We start from the raw sequence: 15,957 nt of genomic DNA on the forward strand, positions 1-15,957 counted from the left end.
ATGGCCTTCGGTCGCAGCGCTCTGGGCAGCAGCGGCACCAGCGGCGGAGGCAGGGCCACCGGCGCGGGCGGGCAGCGGCCGCTTTCGGACATCAACGTCACGCCGCTGGTCGACGTGATGCTGGTGCTGCTGGTGATCTTCATCATCACCGCGCCGTTGCTGGCCAGTTCGATCCGGCTCGACCTGCCGCAGACCGATGCGGGCCAACCGAACGAGGTGCCGCGTTTCGTGAGCCTGGTGGTGGACGCCAAGGGCATCGTCTATCTGAACGACCAGCCGGTCGACAACACGCAACTGGCCGAGCGGCTGAAGCAGGCGGCCACCGACAACCGCGAGACCGAAGTGCAGTTGCGCGCCGACCAGACCGTGCCTTACGGCAAGGTGGTCGAGCTCATGGGCATTGCCAACAAGGCGGGGCTGAGCCGCATCGGCTTCGTGACCGAGCCGCCGTCAGCTCGTTAGTCGCTCGTCGGTTCGACCGCTGCGCGCGGATCAGGGCGGCGGGGCACGCTGCTCCGCGAATGTCCCCCGGCCTTCGGCCTCCTCCTTTATTTCGCTGCGCAGCGTGCCCCACCGCCCTGATCCTGGACGCGGCCCGTCCGCTCCCGCACCCCGAACCCGAACCCGAAGCTCAGCCCAGCATCACCGGTTTCGTATGCCAGATCTCATGGGCATATTCGGCAATGGTCCGGTCCGACGAAAACGCGCCCATCCCCGCCACATTGAGGATCGCCTTGCGCGTCCACGCGTCCGTGTCGCGGTACAGCGCATCGACCTTTTCCTGCGTCTCGATGTAGCTCGCGTAGTCGGCCAGCAGCAGATAGTGGTCGCCCCAGTTCACCAGCGTGTCGAATATCGGCTGGTAGCGGGCGGCCTCGCCGTGCGAGAACTCGCCGTCGCGAATCGCGTCGAGTACGCGCCGCAGTTCCAGGTCCTTGTCGTAGTAGTCGCGCGGCTGATAGCCGTTGGCACGCAACTCGGCCACTTCGGGCGTGGTGTTGCCGAAAATGAAGATGTTCTCGTCGCCCACGTTCTGCAGCATCTCGACATTGGCGCCGTCCAGCGTACCGATGGTGAGCGCGCCGTTGAGGGCGAACTTCATGTTGCCGGTGCCGGATGCCTCGGTGCCGGCGGTGGAGATCTGCTCGCTCAGGTCCGCGGCCGGCATGATGATCTCGGCCAGGCTCACGCTGTAGTTCGGCAGGAACACCACCTTCAGCAGCTTGCCGATGCGCTCGTCGTTGTTGATGACCGCGGCCACGTCGTTGATCAGGCGAATCACGAGCTTGGCCATCACGTAGGCCGAGGCCGCCTTGCCGGCGAACACCACCACGCGCGGCACGTGCGGCGCATTGGGCTCGTCGAGGATGCGGTGGTAGCGCGTGATGACGTGCAGCACGTTGAGCAACTGGCGCTTGTACTCGTGGATGCGCTTGACCTGCACGTCGAACATGGCGTCGGTGTCGAGCACCACGCCCATGTGTTGCTCGACCCAGTTGGCCAGCCGCAGCTTGTTCTCGCGCTTCGCATGGCGGAACGCGCGGGCGAACGGTGGCTGCTCGGCCATCGGCTTGAGTGCCTGCAACTGGTTCAGATCGCGCCGCCAGCCGCGACCAATGCGCGCGTCGAGCAGGCTGGCGAGCGGCGGATTGGCTTGCGCCAGCCAGCGCCGCGGCGTCACGCCGTTGGTCTTGTTGTTGAAGCGCTCGGGGAAGATCCTGTTGAAGTCGGCAAAGATCGACTGCTTCATCAGCTCGGAGTGCAGGCCCGACACGCCGTTGATCGAGTGGCTCGCGAGCACGGCCACATACGCCATGCGCACGCGCCGCTCGCCGGATTCGTCGACCAGCGAGAGCCGGCGCATCAGTTCGGGGTCGGAGCCCAGCTTCTGCGCCACGGTGCCGAGAAAGCGCGAGTTCAGGTCGTAGATGATCTGCAGATGGCGCGGCAGGATGCGGCCCATCATCTCGACCGGCCAGGTCTCCAGCGCCTCGTGCATCAGCGTGTGGTTGGTGTAGCTGAACACCTTCTGCGTGTGGGCCCAGGCGGTATCCCACGGCACGTTGTGCTCGTCGAGCAGCAGGCGCATCAGCTCGGGCACCGCCAGCACCGGGTGCGTGTCGTTCAGGTGGATGCTGACCTTGTCGGGCAGGCTGTCGAAGTTGGTATGGGTGCGCAGGTAGCGGCGCAGCAGATCCTGCATGCTGGCGCTGCAGAAGAAGTACTCCTGGTGCAGCCGCAGCTCACGCCCCGAGGGCGTGGAGTCGTCGGGGTAGAGCACGCGCGAGACGTTTTCGGAGTGGTTCTTGCTCTCGACCGCCGCCATGTAGTTGCCGCGGTTGAAGGCCGACAGGTCGATCTCTTCGGTGGCCCGCGCCGACCAGAGGCGCAGCGTGTTGGTGGCCTGGGTGCCGTAGCCCGGAATGATGGTGTCGTAGGCGACCGCCAGCACGTCGTGCGTGTCGACCCAGTGGGCGGCACCGTAGGGCTCGCCCTTGCCTTCGCGTTTCTGCACATGGCCGCCGAAGCGCACCCGGAAATTCACCTCTGGCCGCTGGAACTCCCACGGGTTGCCGCGCGTGAGCCAGTAGTCGGGTGTCTCGACCTGCTGGCCGTCGACGATGCGCTGGCGAAACATGCCGTATTCGTAGCGGATGCCGTAGCCCATGCCCGGCAGGCCGAGCGTGGCCATCGAATCGAGAAAGCAGGCCGCCAGCCGGCCCAGGCCGCCGTTGCCGAGCGCCGCGTCGGGCTCGCGCTCGGTCAGGGCCTGGATGTCGACGCCGAAGTCGGCCAGCGCCTGTTTCACCGTGTCCTGCAGCTCGAGCGCGAGCAGGGCGTTGGTGAAGGTGCGCCCGATCAGGAACTCCATCGAGAGGTAGTAGACGCGCTTCAGATCCTGCTTGTAGTTGGCGCGCGTGGTGGTCATCCAGCGCTCCACCAGCTGGTCGCGCACGGCCGCCGCGGTGGCGTGCAGCCAGTCGTCCTGGCTGGCGGCGACCGGATCCTTGCCGACCGTGTAGATCAGCTTGTTGGCAACCGCGCGTTTGAAGGCCGCAACGTCGCGGTCGGGGTGGTCATAGGCAAATTCTTCGATCGTCATGCGATGAGTTCCAGGTCGGATCTGTTTCAATTAAACAAGCAAGCAAGAGCGGGGCCGGCGCGTTTCAGCGCAGGGCCTGCTGGTACATCTCGATGTAGGCCGTCGCCGCTGTGCCCCAATCGGCCGGACGCCGCATGCCGGTGGCGCGCACGCGGCGCCAGTCGGCCGGCCGGGCATGGAGCGCAAAGGCGCGGCGCAGCGCCCGGTGGTAGCCGGCATCGCTGAATTCGTCAAAAGTGAAACCGGTGGCAACACCGTCGGCCATGTCCTCGAGCGTGCTGTCGACCACAGTGTCGGCCAGGCCGCCGACGCGGTGCACCAGCGGCAGGCTGCCGTAGCGCAGCCCGTACATCTGGGTCAGCCCGCAGGGCTCGAACAGCGAGGGCACCAGCGTCACGTCGCTGCCCGCAAAAAGCTGGTGCGCGAGCGGTTCGTTGTATCCGATGGTGACGCTGACCGACTCCGGTGCGGCGGCAGCACGCCGGCGGAACGCGTCTTCCATCCAGCCGTCGCCGCTGCCGAGCAGCGCGAGCTGGCCGCCCTGGGCCACCAGCGTGTCGAGTCCGTCCAGCACCAGCGGCAGGCCTTTCTGCTCGGTGAGCCGGCTCACGATAGTAAACACCGGCGCGTCGGGCGCCACGGCCAGGCCCAGCGCCTGCTGCAGCGCGGCCTTGCAAGTGGCCTTGCCGCCGGGGCGTCGCACGTCGTAGCCGGCCGCGAGAAGCGGGTCGCTGGCCGGATTCCAGACCGTGTCGTCGACCGCGTTGAGGATGCCGGTCAGCACGCCGCTGCGCCCGCGCAGCAGGCCGTCGAGGCCGAAGCCCTGTTCCGGTGTCTGGATTTCGCGGGCATAGGTCGGGCTCACCGTGCTGAGCCGGTCGGAAAAATAGAGGCCGGCCTTCATGAACGAAACCTGGCCGTGGAATTCGAGCCCGTTGAGCTGGAACGCCTCGCCCGGCAGCCCGAGCTCGGTGAAGTTCCAGGGCGCGAACAGGCCCTGGTAGGCCAGGTTGTGGATGGTGAACACGCTGCGAACGCGGGGCCGGCCGCGCCAGTCGGCAAAGGCCAGGTAGGCCGGCGCCAGACCCGCATGCCAGTCGTGCGCGTGCACGAGTTCTGGTTGCCAATCGGGGTCGAGCCCCTGCGCCAGCTGGGCCGCGGCCCATCCCAGCAGGGCAAAGCGCTTGTGGCTGTCGCCGTAGGGCTGGCGGTTGGCGTCTTCGTAGGGGTTGCCTGGGCGGTCGTACAAGCCCGGTGCGTCGATCACGTAGGCCGGCACATCGGCCGCGCCGATGCCGCCCTTCAGGAGACGGGCGCTTTCGCCCCAGGGCGCCCGCAACTCGGCCACGGGTGCCAGACCCGCCACGCCCGCGACGATCTGCGGAAAGCCCGGCAGCAGCACGCGCACGTCCTGCCCGGCGGCGGCCAACGCTTGCGGCAGCGCACCGGCGATGTCGGCCAGGCCGCCGGTTTTGAGGAGGGGGAAGATTTCGGCGCTGACCTGGAGAATTCGCATCAGGTGCAGCAACTCAGGCGGCGAGCCGTTTCAGCATGTCGCGCGTCACCAACACCACGCCGCCCTCGGTGCGCTCGAAGCGGGCCGCATCGGCGGCAGCGTCTTCGCCGATCACGGTCTCGTCGGGCAGCACGCACCCACGGTCGACCACCACCTTGTGCAGCCGGCAACCGCGGCCGACTTCGACGTCGGGCAGCAGCACGGCCTGGGTGATCTGGCAGAACGAGTGCACGCGCACGCCAGAAAACAGCACCGAATCGCTCACGCTGGAACCCGACACGATGCAGCCGCCCGAAACGATGGTGTTGTAGGTGATGCCGGGCTTGCCGTCGCGGCCGAACACGAACTTGGCCGGCGGCAGTTGGCGCTGGTAGGTCCAGATGGGCCAGTCGGTGTCATAGATGTCGAGCTCGGGGGTGATCGAGGCCAGGTCGAGGTTGGCCGCCCAGAACGCATCAATCGTGCCCACGTCGCGCCAGTAGATCGGGCTGTCGCCGCCGCGCGAGGCGCGCGTGACGCAGGACATGCCGAACGGATGCGCCAGCGCACGGCCCGCGGCCACGGCCCGCGGAATGATGTCCTTGCCGAAGTCGTGGTCGGAGTCGGGGTTCAGGCTGTCTTCCTCGAGCAGCTGGTAGAGGTATTCGGAGTCGAACACGTAGATGCCCATGCTGGCCAGCGCCACGTCGGGCTTGCCCGGCATCGAAGGCGGATCGGCCGGCTTCTCGAGGAATGCGGTGACACGGCGGTCGGCATCGACATCCATCACGCCGAAGGCGGTGGCTTCCATGCGCGGAACCTCGATGCAGCCGACCGTGCAGCCGAGGCCGCGCTCGGCATGGTCCTTGACCATGATCGAGTAGTCCATCTTGTAGATGTGGTCGCCGGCCAGCACCACGACGTAGTCGTGCGGGGTCGAGCGGGTCTGGATGATGTCGAGGTTCTGGTAGACCGCATCGGCCGTGCCGCGGTACCAGTGCTCGTCGCCGACGCGCTGTTGCGCCGGCAGCACGTCGACCATCTCGTTGAGTTCGGCGCGCAGAAAGCTCCAGCCGCGCTGCAGATGCCGCATCAGCGAGTGCGACTTGTACTGGGTGACCACCGCCATGCGCCGGATGCCCGAGTTGAGGCAGTTCGACAGCGCGAAGTCGATGATGCGGAACTTGCCGCCGAAGTACACGGCCGGCTTGGCGCGGCGGTCGGTCAGCTGCTTCAGGCGCGAGCCGCGGCCGCCGGCCAGCACCAGCGCGATGGTGCGGCGAACAAGTTGATGCGCCTGCAGCGCGGGTTGCGGGGTCGGTGGGTTCATGGGTTGTCTCCCGGTCGGTGGTTTTTCTGAAACGGTTGATCAGCGTAGCACCGGCCGTGCCCGTTGGCTGCTACGTTCTTGCGACCCACAGGCTCGACGGCGGCACGGTTGCCTCGTCGCCCAGGGGGCAGGGCGCCGTATTGGGGCTGTCGCTTGCGAGCCGGCGCATCCATCCGCCGGGCGGCAGCGCGAAGCGCACCGGCTCGGGCTGGGCGTTGACCAGCACCAGCCAGCCCGGCGCCGGCGCGGGGGCTTCGAACAGGATCGCGAGCGCCCGGCTGTCGCCGCGCTGCCAGTCGTCGGGGAGGAGGTCGTGGCCTTCTGGCGTGCGCCAGCGCAGCACCGGATCGCCCGCGACGGGGGTCGCCGGCCACCAGTGCCCGCTGCGCAGGGGTTCGGCCTCGCGCCGCAGTGCCAGCACGCGCCGCACGAACTCGGTGAGGCTGCCATCGGCCCGGATCCAGTCGAGCCAGGTCAGCGGGCCGTCCTGGCAGTAGGCGTTGTTGTTGCCCTGCTGGGTCTGGCCGATCTCGTTGCCGGCCAGCAGCATGGGCGTGCCCTGCGAGAGCAGCAGCGTGGCCAGCAACGCGCGCTGCAGCTTGCCGCGCTCGGCCAGCACGCCAGCGTCGTAGGTCTCGCCCTCTGCGCCGCAGTTGCGGCTGAAATTCCGGCTGGTGCCGTCCCGGTTGTGTTCGCCGTTGGCCTCGTTGTGCTTGTCGTTGTACGAGACCAGGTCGCGCAAGGTGAAGCCGTCGTGGGCGGTGATGAAATTGACGCTCGCGGTCGGCGCCCGGCCATCGTGCTGAAAGCGGTCGCTCGATGCGGTGAAGCGCCGCGCGAATTCGCCGCGGTCGACGCCGCCATGCTGCAGCCAGAACGCGCGCAGCGTGTCGCGGTAACGGTCGTTCCATTCGAGCCAGCCCGGCGGAAACTCGCCGACCCGCCAGCCGCCCGTGCCGATGTCCCAGGGCTCGGCGATCCAGAGCGCATTGGCCAGCACCGGGTCTTGTGCCGCCGTCGCGAAAAACGGGGCGCGCGGGTCGAACGCGCCACCCTGCCGGCGCGCCAGCACGGTTGCCAGGTCGAAGCGGAAGCCGTCGACGCCGAGCGCGGTGACCCAGTGGCGCAGACTGTCCATCGCCAACTGCACCACGCGCGGCTGGCTGAAGTCGAGGCAGTTGCCGCAGCCGGTCCAGTTTTCATACAGGGCACGGTCGTCGGGGCGCAGGTGGTAGTAGAGCGCGTTGTCGATGCCGCGCATCGAGAGCGTGGGGCCGAGCTCGTCGGTTTCGGCGCTGTGGTTGTAGACCACGTCGATCACGAGTTCCATGCCGCGCGCATGGATCGCATCGGCCATCGCGCGGAATTCGCCGGCGGGCGTGGTGCCGGGCCGGCCGCTCCAGTAGCGCGCCTCGGGCGCGAACCAGCCGATGGTGGTGTAGCCCCAGTAGTTGGAGAGGCCCGTCTTCAGCAGCCGCTCTTCGTCGGCGCGGTGCTGTACCGGCAGCAGGCTCAGCGTGGTGACGCCGAGGCTCTGCAGGTGATCGAGCACTGCCGGTTCGGCGAGACCGGCGAAGCTGCCTTGGAGTTCGGGCGGCACCGCGGGATGCAGCCGAGTCTGGCCGCGCACATGCAGTTCGTAGAGCACGCGATCGCGCGGGTCGACGCGCGTGCGCAAAGGCGCCACGGGCGGCAGCGGCGCGGCTATGCGGGCCTTGAGCGCCACCGCGCCGTTGTCGCGCCGGTCGGGTCGGTCGGGCTGCTTCGGGTCATGGCCCTGAAAGATATCGCTGCCGTCGTAGCGGCCGACGATCTCGCGCGCATAGGGGTCCAGCACCAGCTTGGCCGGGTTGTACCGATGGCCCTCGTGCGGCGCCCAGGGGCCGTGCACGCGAAAGCCGTACACCAGGCCGGGCCGCCCGTTCGGCAACTGGCCGTGCCAGACGCCGTCGGTGCAGGCGGGCAGTTTCAGGCGCTGTTGCTCGTTTTGGCCGGTGCTGTCAAACAGGCACAACTCAACCGCGGTGGCGTTCGGTGCGACCAGCGCGAAATTGGTGCCGTCGGGGCCGGGGGTGGCGCCCAGGGGGCTGGGCCAGCCGGTTCTGAGGGACATGGGTTGCTTCAGGCCAGGATCCACATCACGGTGCCCAGAGGCGGCACGTTGATGACCACCGATTGAGGCTGCCCGTGGTGGGCGACACCTTCGGTCGCGACCACGCCATTGCCGACGCCGCTGCCGCCATAGACGTCGTTGTCGGTGTTGATGATCTCCCGGTAGGCCCCGGCGGCCGGTACGCCGAGCCGGTAGCCGTGCCGCACCATCGGCGTGAAGTTGCACACCGCGACCACGAACGATCCGTCGCGGGCCCGGCGAATGAAGGCGAACACCGACTGGTTCACGTCGTCATGCACGATCCACTCGAAGCCCGCGCCTTCGCAGTCGAGCTCGTGCAGCGCCGGGAAATGGCGGTACACATTGTTGAGGTCGCGTACCAGGCGGCGCATGCCCTGGTGCGGCGCGTGGGCCAGCAGGTGCCAGTCGAGGCTGCGGTCGGCATTCCATTCGGCGACCTGGGCGAACTCGCCGCCCATGAACAGCAGCTTCTTGCCGGGATAGGCCCACATGTAGCCGTACAGGTTGCGCAGGCCGGCGAACTTCTGCCACTCGTCGCCGGGCATGCGGCCGATCATCGAGCCCTTGCCGTGCACCACCTCGTCGTGGGAGAACGGAAGCACGAAGTTCTCGCTGTGCGCGTACATCAGGCCGAAAGTGATCTTCTGGTGATGGTGCTTGCGGTGCAGGGGGTCGATGCCGGCGTAGGCCAGCGTGTCGTTCATCCAGCCCATGTTCCATTTGTAGTGGAACCCGAGGCCACCGTCCTCGGGCGGCCTGGTCACGCCGGGGAAGCTGGTCGACTCTTCGGCGATCGTCATCGCGCCGGGCCGCTCGACACCGACCACGCGGTTCATGCGGCGCAGGAAGTCGATCGCTTCGAGGTTCTCGCGCCCGCCCTGCGCATTGGGCACCCATTCACCGGGCTCGCGGCTGTAGTCGCGGTAGAGCATCGAGGCAACGGCGTCCACGCGCAGGCCGTCGATGCCATAGCGCTCCAGCCAGTAGAGCGCGTTGCCGACCAGGTAGTTGCGCACCTCGACCCGGGCGTAGTTGAAGATCAGCGTCTGCCAGTCGTTGTGGAAGCCCTCGCGCGGGTCGGCGTACTCGTACAGCGCAGTGCCGTCGAACCGGCCGAGCCCGTGCGCGTCGGTCGGAAAGTGGGCCGGCACCCAGTCGAGGATCACGCCGAGCCCGGCCGCGTGCGCGGTTTCGACGAAGTGGCGGAAGTCGCCCGGCGTGCCGAAGCGCGAGGTCGGCGCATACATGCCCACCGGCTGGTAGCCCCAGGAGCCGTCGAACGGGTGCTCGCTCACCGGCAGCAACTCGATGTGGGTGAAGCCCATGTCGCGCGCATAGGGCACCAGCGTGTCGGCCAGTTCGCGGTAGTCGAGCCAGTCGTGCCCGTGGTTCTTCCGGCGCCAGGAGCCAAGATGCACCTCGTAGATGCTGAGCGGCGCGTGGCGGCTGTTGGCGGCCGCCCGGTCCGGCGGCACGGAGGCCATGGCCGGAAGCGGCTGCACCACGCTTGCCGTGGCGGGCCGCAGTTGCGCCGAGAAGCCGAACGGGTCGGACTTGCGCAACACCTCGCCGTGCGCCGAGAGGATCTCGAACTGGTAGAGGTCACCCGGCGCCAGGTGCGGAGCAAAGATCTCCCACACGCCGCATTCGCGCCGCAGCCGCATCATGTGACGCCGGCCGTCCCAGTTGTTGAAATTGCCGACCACCGACACGCGCCGCGCGTTCGGTGCCCAGACTGCGAAGGCCACGCCCCGCACATGGTCGATTTCGCGCAGGTGCGCGCCGAGCTGCTCGAAGGGCCGCAGGTGGGTGCCCTCGGCCAGCAGCCAGACGTCCATCTCGCCGAGCACGGGCGGGAAGCGGTAGGGGTCGTCGATCTCGGAACTGTGATGCTCCCAGTCGACGCGCAGCCGGTAGCCCAGGCGCGCCGGCTTCTCGGGCACCAAGCCGGCGAACAGGTCGGTGCCCGGCACGCGTTCCAGGATGGCCAGCGGCCAGCCCGAGCCCCCATGCATCACCGCCACGGCCTGCGCGCCCGGCAGCAGCACCCGCACCTCGAGGCCGTCCGCGGTCTCGTGCGGCCCCAGCACGGAAAAGGGGTCGCCATGTTCGGCGCGCATCAGCGCCTGGATTTCGGAGTCGGGCAGCGTTGACATGGGCAGGCTCGGCAGAAACTTCCGCAATCGGGGGGAGGGAAGCTCCCATGATGGCATGCGAAAACCAAGCCTGACCCGATGGAGCGCGTCCAGCCGCGATAATCCTCCCTCCCCGGCCACCCGGCGCGGGCCTTTGCGAACGCCATGAACCCCAGCTACACCCCCAGCGACGTCGAGTCGGCCGCCCAGGCCGACTGGCGTGCCGCAGACGCCTATCGCGTGACCGAAGACGCGGGCAGGAAGAAGTACTACGCCTGCTCGATGCTGCCCTACCCCAGCGGCCGGCTGCACATGGGCCATGTGCGCAACTACACCATCAACGACATGCTCACGCGCTACCTGCGCATGAGCGGCTACAACGTGCTGATGCCGATGGGCTGGGACGCTTTCGGCCTGCCGGCCGAAAACGCGGCGCTCAAGAACGGCGTGCCGCCGGCCAAGTGGACGTACGAGAACATCGCCACCATGAAGGGCCAGCTGCAGGCCATGGGCCTGGCGATCGACTGGAGCCGCGAGATCGCCACCTGCGACCCGGCCTACTACAAGTGGAACCAGTGGCTGTTCCTGAAGATGCTCGAAAAGGGCATCGCCTACCGCAAGACCCAGGTCGTCAACTGGGATCCGGTCGACCAGACCGTGCTGGCCAACGAGCAGGTGATCGATGGCAAGGGCTGGCGCACTGGCGCCACGGTCGAGCGGCGCGAGATTCCCGGCTACTACCTCAAGATCAGCGACTACGCCGAAGAATTGCTCGACCACACCCAGCACAAGCTGCCGGGCTGGCCCGAGCGCGTGAAGCTGATGCAGGAGAACTGGATCGGTAAATCGAGCGGTGTGCGCTTCGCGTTTCCGCACGACATCAAGGACGCCAGCGGCGCCCTGATCCAGGACGGCCGCATGTACGTGTTCACCACGCGCGCCGACACGATCATGGGCGTGACCTTCTGCGCCGTCGCGCCCGAGCATCCGCTCGCCCTGCACGCGGCCCGGAGCAACCCCAAGGTCGCCGCCTTCATCGAAGAGTGCAAGAGCGGCGGCACCACCGAGGCCGAACTCGCCACGCAGGAAAAAAAGGGCGTGCCCACGGGCCTCTTCGTGCAGCACCCGATCACCGACGAGCCGATCCCGGTCTGGGTCGGCAACTATGTGCTGATCGGCTACGGCGACGGCGCCGTGATGGGCGTGCCTGCGCACGACGAGCGGGACTTCGCGTTCGCCAACAAGTACGGCATCGAGATCATCCAGGTGGTGCTGGTCGACGATGCGCCGCGCTTCGACTATCACAAGTGGCAGGACTGGTACGGCCTGAAAGACGAGTCCGGGCGCAGCGTGACCATCAATTCCGATGTGTTCAGCGGCATGCGCCACCAGGAAGCCGTGAACGCGGTGGCCCATGCGCTGCAACTCAAGGGCCTGGGCGACAAGCAGGTCACCTGGCGCCTGCGCGACTGGGGTGTGAGCCGCCAGCGCTACTGGGGCACGCCGATCCCGATCATCCATTGCGACGAACACGGCGCCGTGCCGGTGCCCGAGAAGGACTTGCCGGTCGTGCTGCCGACCGACTGCGTGCCCGACGGTTCGGGCAACCCGCTCAACAAGCACGAAGGTTTTCACGCCGGCGTGGTCTGCCCGGTATGCGGCAAGCCCGCGCGGCGCGAGACCGACACCATGGACACCTTCGTGGATTCGTCGTGGTACTTCATGCGCTACTGCGATCCGCAGAGCACCAATGCGATGGTCGACGGCGGCGCGAAGTACTGGATGGCGATGGACCAGTACATCGGCGGCATCGAGCATGCAATCCTGCATTTGCTGTACGCCCGTTTCTGGACCAAGGTGATGCGCGACCTCGGCCTGGTCACCGTCGACGAGCCCTTCAGCAAGCTGCTGACGCAGGGCATGGTGCTCAACCACATCTACTACCGGCGCGGCGACAAGGGCGGCAAGGAGTATTTCCCGCCGGCCGAGGTGACGCCGGTGCTCGATGCGCAGGGCCGCATCGCCGGCGGCACGCTGGCCGACGGCAGCACGGTCGAATACGGCGGCGTCGGCAAGATGGGCAAGACCGAGCGCAACGGCGTCGACCCCCAGGATCTGATCGAGAAGTACGGCGCCGACACCGCCCGGCTCTACACCATGTTCACCGCGCCGCCCGAGGCCACGCTCGAGTGGAACGATGCGGCGGTCGAAGGCAGTTACCGGTTCCTGCGCCGCGTGTGGAATTTCGGCGTCGCCATGAAGAGCATGGTGGTGCCGGCCGGCGGGGCGCCGGTTTTCGGCGCCAGCGCCAAGGCGCTGCGGCACGAGGTGCACACGGTGCTGCGCCAGATCGACTACGACTACCAGCGCATGCAATACAACACGGTGGTGTCGGGCGCGATGAAGCTGCTCAACGCGGTCGAGGGCTTCAAGGCCCAGCCCGGCAACGTGGGCGATGCGGCCGCCGTGCGTGAGGGTTTCGGCATCCTGCTGCGCTGCCTCTATCCCGCCACGCCGCATATCGCGCACCAGCTCTGGCAGCAGCTTGGCTACGACGTCGACCACGGTGCCTTGCTCGACGCGGCCTGGCCACTGGTCGACGCCGCGGCCCTCGAGCAGGACGAGATCGAACTCATGCTGCAGGTCAACGGCAAGCTGCGCGGCGCCGTGCGCGTGCCCTCGGGCGCTTCGAAGCAGGAGATCGAAAAGATGGCGCTGGCCAGCGAAGATTTCGTCAAGTTCGCGCCCGGCGCGGTGCCCAAGCGCGTGATCGTGGTGCCGGGCCGGCTTGTCAACGTGGTGGTGTGATGCGCATGAACTCTTCTTCTTTTCTTGCTCGCCGCACCCTGCTGGTGGCTGGTGCGCTGACACTGGCCGGTTGCGGCTTCGAGCTGCGTAAGGCGCCGGTGTTTGCCTTCAAGAGCATCGCAGTCAACGGCGGTACGGTCGTCGTCAATCTCCTGCGGCGCAACCTGCAGGCGGCGGGCACCGTGATCGTGGTGCCGGCGAACGAAGTGCAGACGGCAGAGGTGGTATTCGACATGCTGGGCGAGGATCGGGGCCAGCGCGTGGTGTCGACCAATTCGGCCGGCCAGGTGCGCGAGCTCGAACTGCAGCTGACGGTGCGCTTCCGCCTGCGGACACAGGCCGGCAAGGAGCTCATCAGTGCCGGCGAGATCCAGCAGCGGCGCGACATCACCTACAACGAGACCAACGCGCTCGCCAAAGAGGGCGAGCAGCAACTGCTGTACCGCGACATGCAGGGCGACATCGTCCAGCAGATCATGCGACAGCTCGCGGCGGTCAAGGCGCTTTAGGGCGGCCCACGCATGCAGCTCGCCGCAGCGCAACTCGCCGCCCACCTGCAGAAGGGCTTGCGTCCGCTCTACGCGGTGCACGGCGACGAGCCGCTGCTGGCGCAGGAAGCGGTCGATGCCATCCGCACCGTTGCGCGCACGCAGGGCTATACCGAGCGCAGTTCGTACACCGTGGCCGGCGCGCACTTCGACTGGAGCGCGGTGCTGGCGGCCGGCGGCTCGCTGAGCCTGTTCGCCGACAAGCAGATCGTCGAGATCCGCATTCCCTCGGGCAAGCCCGGCAAGGACGGCAGTGTCGCGCTGCAGCAGCTCGCGCAGGCGGCCGAGGGCAACGACAGCACGCTCCTGCTGGTGCTGCTGCCCCGGCTCGACAAGATGACGCGCACCGGCGCCTGGTTCACCGCGCTCGAGTCGCATGGCGTCACGCTGCAGGTGGATCCGATCGAACGCGCCGCGTTGCCGCAGTGGATCGCCCAGCGGCTCGGGTTGCAGGGGCAGCGCGTGCGGGCTGGGGAAGAAGGCCAGCGCACCTTGCAGTTCTTTGCGGATCGCGTCGAGGGCAACCTGCTCGCCGCACACCAGGAGATCCAGAAGCTCGCGCTGCTGCACCCGGCCGGCGAGCTGACGTGGGAGCAGGTCGAAAGCGCGGTGCACAACGTCGCGCGCTACGACGTGTTCAAGCTCGGCGAGGCGGTGCTGGCCGGCAACCCGCAGCGCGTGGCGCGCATGCTCGAAGGGCTGCAGGCCGAGGGCGAGGCCGAAGTGCTGGTGCACTACACGCTGGCCGAAGACATCCGCGCCCTCAAGCGCGTGAAGGACGCGATGGCGGCCGGCCGGCCATTGCCCATGGCGCTGCGCGAGAACCGCATCTGGGGCAACAAGGAGCGTGCCTTCGAGCGCGTGCTGCCGCGCCTTGACGACCGCATGCTCGCGCGCCTGCTGCGTTCCGCGCATGTGGTCGACGGCATCGTCAAGGGCCTGAAGCAGCCGGACTGGCCGGCCAATGGCTGGCAGGCGCTGCAGCGGCTGGCGCTGATGCTGTGCCGCGCCTGCATGGCCGCCCCTGAGAGTGGGAAAATGCGCGCATGAACGCGTTCAATGTCAATGAGCACATGCAGGCCCTCGGCTTGCAGGCCAAAGCGGCCGCAGCCCAGATGGCGCGGGCGGATGCTGCCATCAAGGTCAAAGCGCTGAAGGCGCTCGCACGGCGCCTGCGCGAGGCCGGCCCGGAACTGGGCCAAGCCAACGCACGCGACATAGAGCGCGCCGTCGCAGCCGGTTTGCCGGCGCCGATGGTGGATCGCCTCAAGCTCACGCCGAAAGTGCTGGCCACCGTGGCCGAGGGCTGCGAGCAGCTTGCCGCAATGCCCGACGTGATCGGCGAAATCATCGGCATGAAGCAACAGCCCAGCGGCATCCGCGTGGGCCAGATGCGGGTGCCGATCGGCGTGTTCGGCATGATCTTCGAAAGCCGGCCCAACGTGACGATCGAGGCGGCCAGCCTCGCGATCAAGAGCGGCAACGCGGCGATCCTGCGCGGCGGCTCGGAGGCGATCGAATCTAACAAGGCACTCGCGCTGCTGGTGGCCGATGCACTGGCCGAAGCCGGCCTGCCGGTGGAAGCGGTGCAACTGGTGCAGACCACCGACCGCGAGGCCGTTGGGCGGCTGATTGCCATGCCGGAGTACGTCGACGTGATCATTCCGCGCGGCGGCAAGGGCCTGATCGAGCGCATCAGCCGCGAGGCGAAGGTGCCGGTGATCAAGCACCTCGACGGCAACTGCCATGTTTACGTCGACGACACCGCGGAACTCGACATGGCGCTCAAGATCGTCGACAACGCCAAGACCCAGAAGTACAGCCCCTGCAATGCGGCCGAAGGCCTGCTGGTCGCCAAGAGCGTGGCTGCGACTTTCCTGCCGCAGATCGGCGCGGTGTTCGCGGCCAAGGGCGTCGAAATGCGCTGCGACGCCGAAGCCGGTGCGATCCTGCGCGGCGCCGGGCTGCCGGCAGTCGATGCGGTCGAGTCGGACTGGTCGGAGGAATACCTGGCCGCGGTGATCAGCATCAAGGTGGTGGCGGGGGTGGACGAGGCCATTGAGCACATCAATCACTATTCGAGTCACCACACCGATGCGATCATCACGCGCGACCATGTCAACGCCCAACGCTTCCTGCGCGAGGTTGATTCGGCCAGCGTCATGGTGAATGCGAGCACACGCTTCGCCGACGGCTTCGAATTCGGCCTGGGCGCCGAAATCGGCATCAGCACCGACAAGTTCCATGCGCGCGGCCCGGTCGGCATCGAGGGGCTCACCTCGCTCAAATACGTCGTGCTGGGCCAGGGCGAAGTACGCACCTGAGTCAGCTTGTCATCTGGGTGAGCGGCCCCAAATCCTACAATCCCGCTCCAGCTTCCAGTACAAGTCCAACAAGGCCGCCG

10 protein-coding genes are annotated in these 15,957 nt (G+C 67.6%); 5 read left to right on the forward strand and 5 right to left on the reverse strand.

Annotation, left to right across the window (positions count from 1 at the left end):
- Nucleotides 1-462 carry an ExbD/TolR family protein gene (locus QTI05_RS11210; RefSeq protein ID WP_286540040.1) on the forward strand — a complete coding sequence of 154 codons (462 nt, stop codon included), beginning with the start codon at nt 1-3 and terminating at the stop codon, nt 460-462.
- 169 nt (nt 463-631) lie between these two features.
- Here QTI05_RS11210 and QTI05_RS11215 read toward each other — a convergent pair whose 3' ends face one another.
- The 5 genes from QTI05_RS11215 to glgB form a co-directional block, all read right to left on the reverse strand.
- The gene (locus tag QTI05_RS11215) at nt 632-3,103 is read right to left on the reverse strand and encodes a glycogen/starch/alpha-glucan phosphorylase (RefSeq protein WP_286624447.1); all 2,472 of its coding nucleotides are present in this window, start codon (nt 3,101-3,103) and stop codon (nt 632-634) included.
- A gap of 64 nt (nt 3,104-3,167) precedes the next feature.
- The gene (gene glgA, locus QTI05_RS11220; protein ID WP_286624448.1) at nt 3,168-4,619 is read right to left on the reverse strand and encodes a glycogen synthase GlgA; all 1,452 of its coding nucleotides are present in this window, start codon (nt 4,617-4,619) and stop codon (nt 3,168-3,170) included.
- A 13-nt stretch (nt 4,620-4,632) separates the two neighbouring features.
- Nucleotides 4,633-5,928, reverse strand: a complete 1,296-nt coding sequence (gene glgC, locus QTI05_RS11225; RefSeq protein WP_286624449.1) for a glucose-1-phosphate adenylyltransferase — start codon at nt 5,926-5,928, stop codon at nt 4,633-4,635.
- A gap of 70 nt (nt 5,929-5,998) precedes the next feature.
- Entirely contained in the window at nt 5,999-8,041 is a 2,043-nt protein-coding gene (gene glgX, locus QTI05_RS11230; RefSeq protein ID WP_286624450.1) for a glycogen debranching protein GlgX, read from the reverse strand.
- Between the two features lie 8 nt (nt 8,042-8,049).
- Entirely contained in the window at nt 8,050-10,218 is a 2,169-nt protein-coding gene (gene glgB, locus QTI05_RS11235; RefSeq protein ID WP_286540032.1) for a 1,4-alpha-glucan branching protein GlgB, read from the reverse strand.
- A gap of 144 nt (nt 10,219-10,362) precedes the next feature.
- Here glgB and leuS point away from each other — a divergent pair, with 144 nt between their 5' ends.
- The 4 genes from leuS to QTI05_RS11255 are packed head-to-tail and all read left to right on the forward strand — an operon-like array spanning nt 10,363 to nt 15,877.
- A complete protein-coding gene (gene leuS / locus QTI05_RS11240) occupies nt 10,363-13,005 on the forward strand; it encodes a leucine--tRNA ligase (RefSeq protein ID WP_286624451.1) in 2,643 nt (880 codons plus the stop codon).
- Nucleotides 13,006-13,010: 5 nt separating this feature from the next.
- Nucleotides 13,011-13,514: an LPS-assembly lipoprotein LptE gene (locus QTI05_RS11245; protein ID WP_286624453.1), complete on the forward strand. Its 504-nt coding sequence runs from the start codon at nt 13,011-13,013 to the stop codon at nt 13,512-13,514.
- A 12-nt stretch (nt 13,515-13,526) separates the two neighbouring features.
- Nucleotides 13,527-14,603, forward strand: coding sequence for a DNA polymerase III subunit delta (holA, locus tag QTI05_RS11250; protein ID WP_286624454.1), 1,077 nt, complete (start codon nt 13,527-13,529; stop codon nt 14,601-14,603).
- The gene (locus QTI05_RS11255) at nt 14,600-15,877 is read left to right on the forward strand and encodes a glutamate-5-semialdehyde dehydrogenase (protein WP_286624455.1); all 1,278 of its coding nucleotides are present in this window, start codon (nt 14,600-14,602) and stop codon (nt 15,875-15,877) included. Before holA ends, QTI05_RS11255 begins: the two co-directional genes overlap by 4 nt.
- Nucleotides 15,878-15,957 lie beyond the last annotated feature (80 nt).

The sequence above is a fragment of the Variovorax fucosicus genome, from assembly GCF_030316825.1.
Taxonomy (GTDB): Bacteria; Pseudomonadota; Gammaproteobacteria; order Burkholderiales; family Burkholderiaceae_C; genus Variovorax; species Variovorax fucosicus.

Bases quoted from the DNA above. Each gene is read 5' to 3' on its own strand.
- QTI05_RS11210 (WP_286540040.1), top strand. From the start codon at position 1: ATGGCCTTCGGTCGCAGCGCTCTGGGCAGCAGCGGCACCAGCGGCGGA.
- QTI05_RS11215 (WP_286624447.1), bottom strand. From the start codon at position 3,103: ATGACGATCGAAGAATTTGCCTATGACCACCCCGACCGCGACGTTGCG.
- glgA (WP_286624448.1), bottom strand. From the start codon at position 4,619: ATGCGAATTCTCCAGGTCAGCGCCGAAATCTTCCCCCTCCTCAAAACC.
- glgC (WP_286624449.1), bottom strand. From the start codon at position 5,928: ATGAACCCACCGACCCCGCAACCCGCGCTGCAGGCGCATCAACTTGTT.
- glgX (WP_286624450.1), bottom strand. From the start codon at position 8,041: ATGTCCCTCAGAACCGGCTGGCCCAGCCCCCTGGGCGCCACCCCCGGC.
- glgB (WP_286540032.1), bottom strand. From the start codon at position 10,218: ATGTCAACGCTGCCCGACTCCGAAATCCAGGCGCTGATGCGCGCCGAA.
- leuS (WP_286624451.1), top strand. From the start codon at position 10,363: ATGAACCCCAGCTACACCCCCAGCGACGTCGAGTCGGCCGCCCAGGCC.
- QTI05_RS11245 (WP_286624453.1), top strand. From the start codon at position 13,011: ATGAACTCTTCTTCTTTTCTTGCTCGCCGCACCCTGCTGGTGGCTGGT.
- holA (WP_286624454.1), top strand. From the start codon at position 13,527: ATGCAGCTCGCCGCAGCGCAACTCGCCGCCCACCTGCAGAAGGGCTTG.
- QTI05_RS11255 (WP_286624455.1), top strand. From the start codon at position 14,600: ATGAACGCGTTCAATGTCAATGAGCACATGCAGGCCCTCGGCTTGCAG.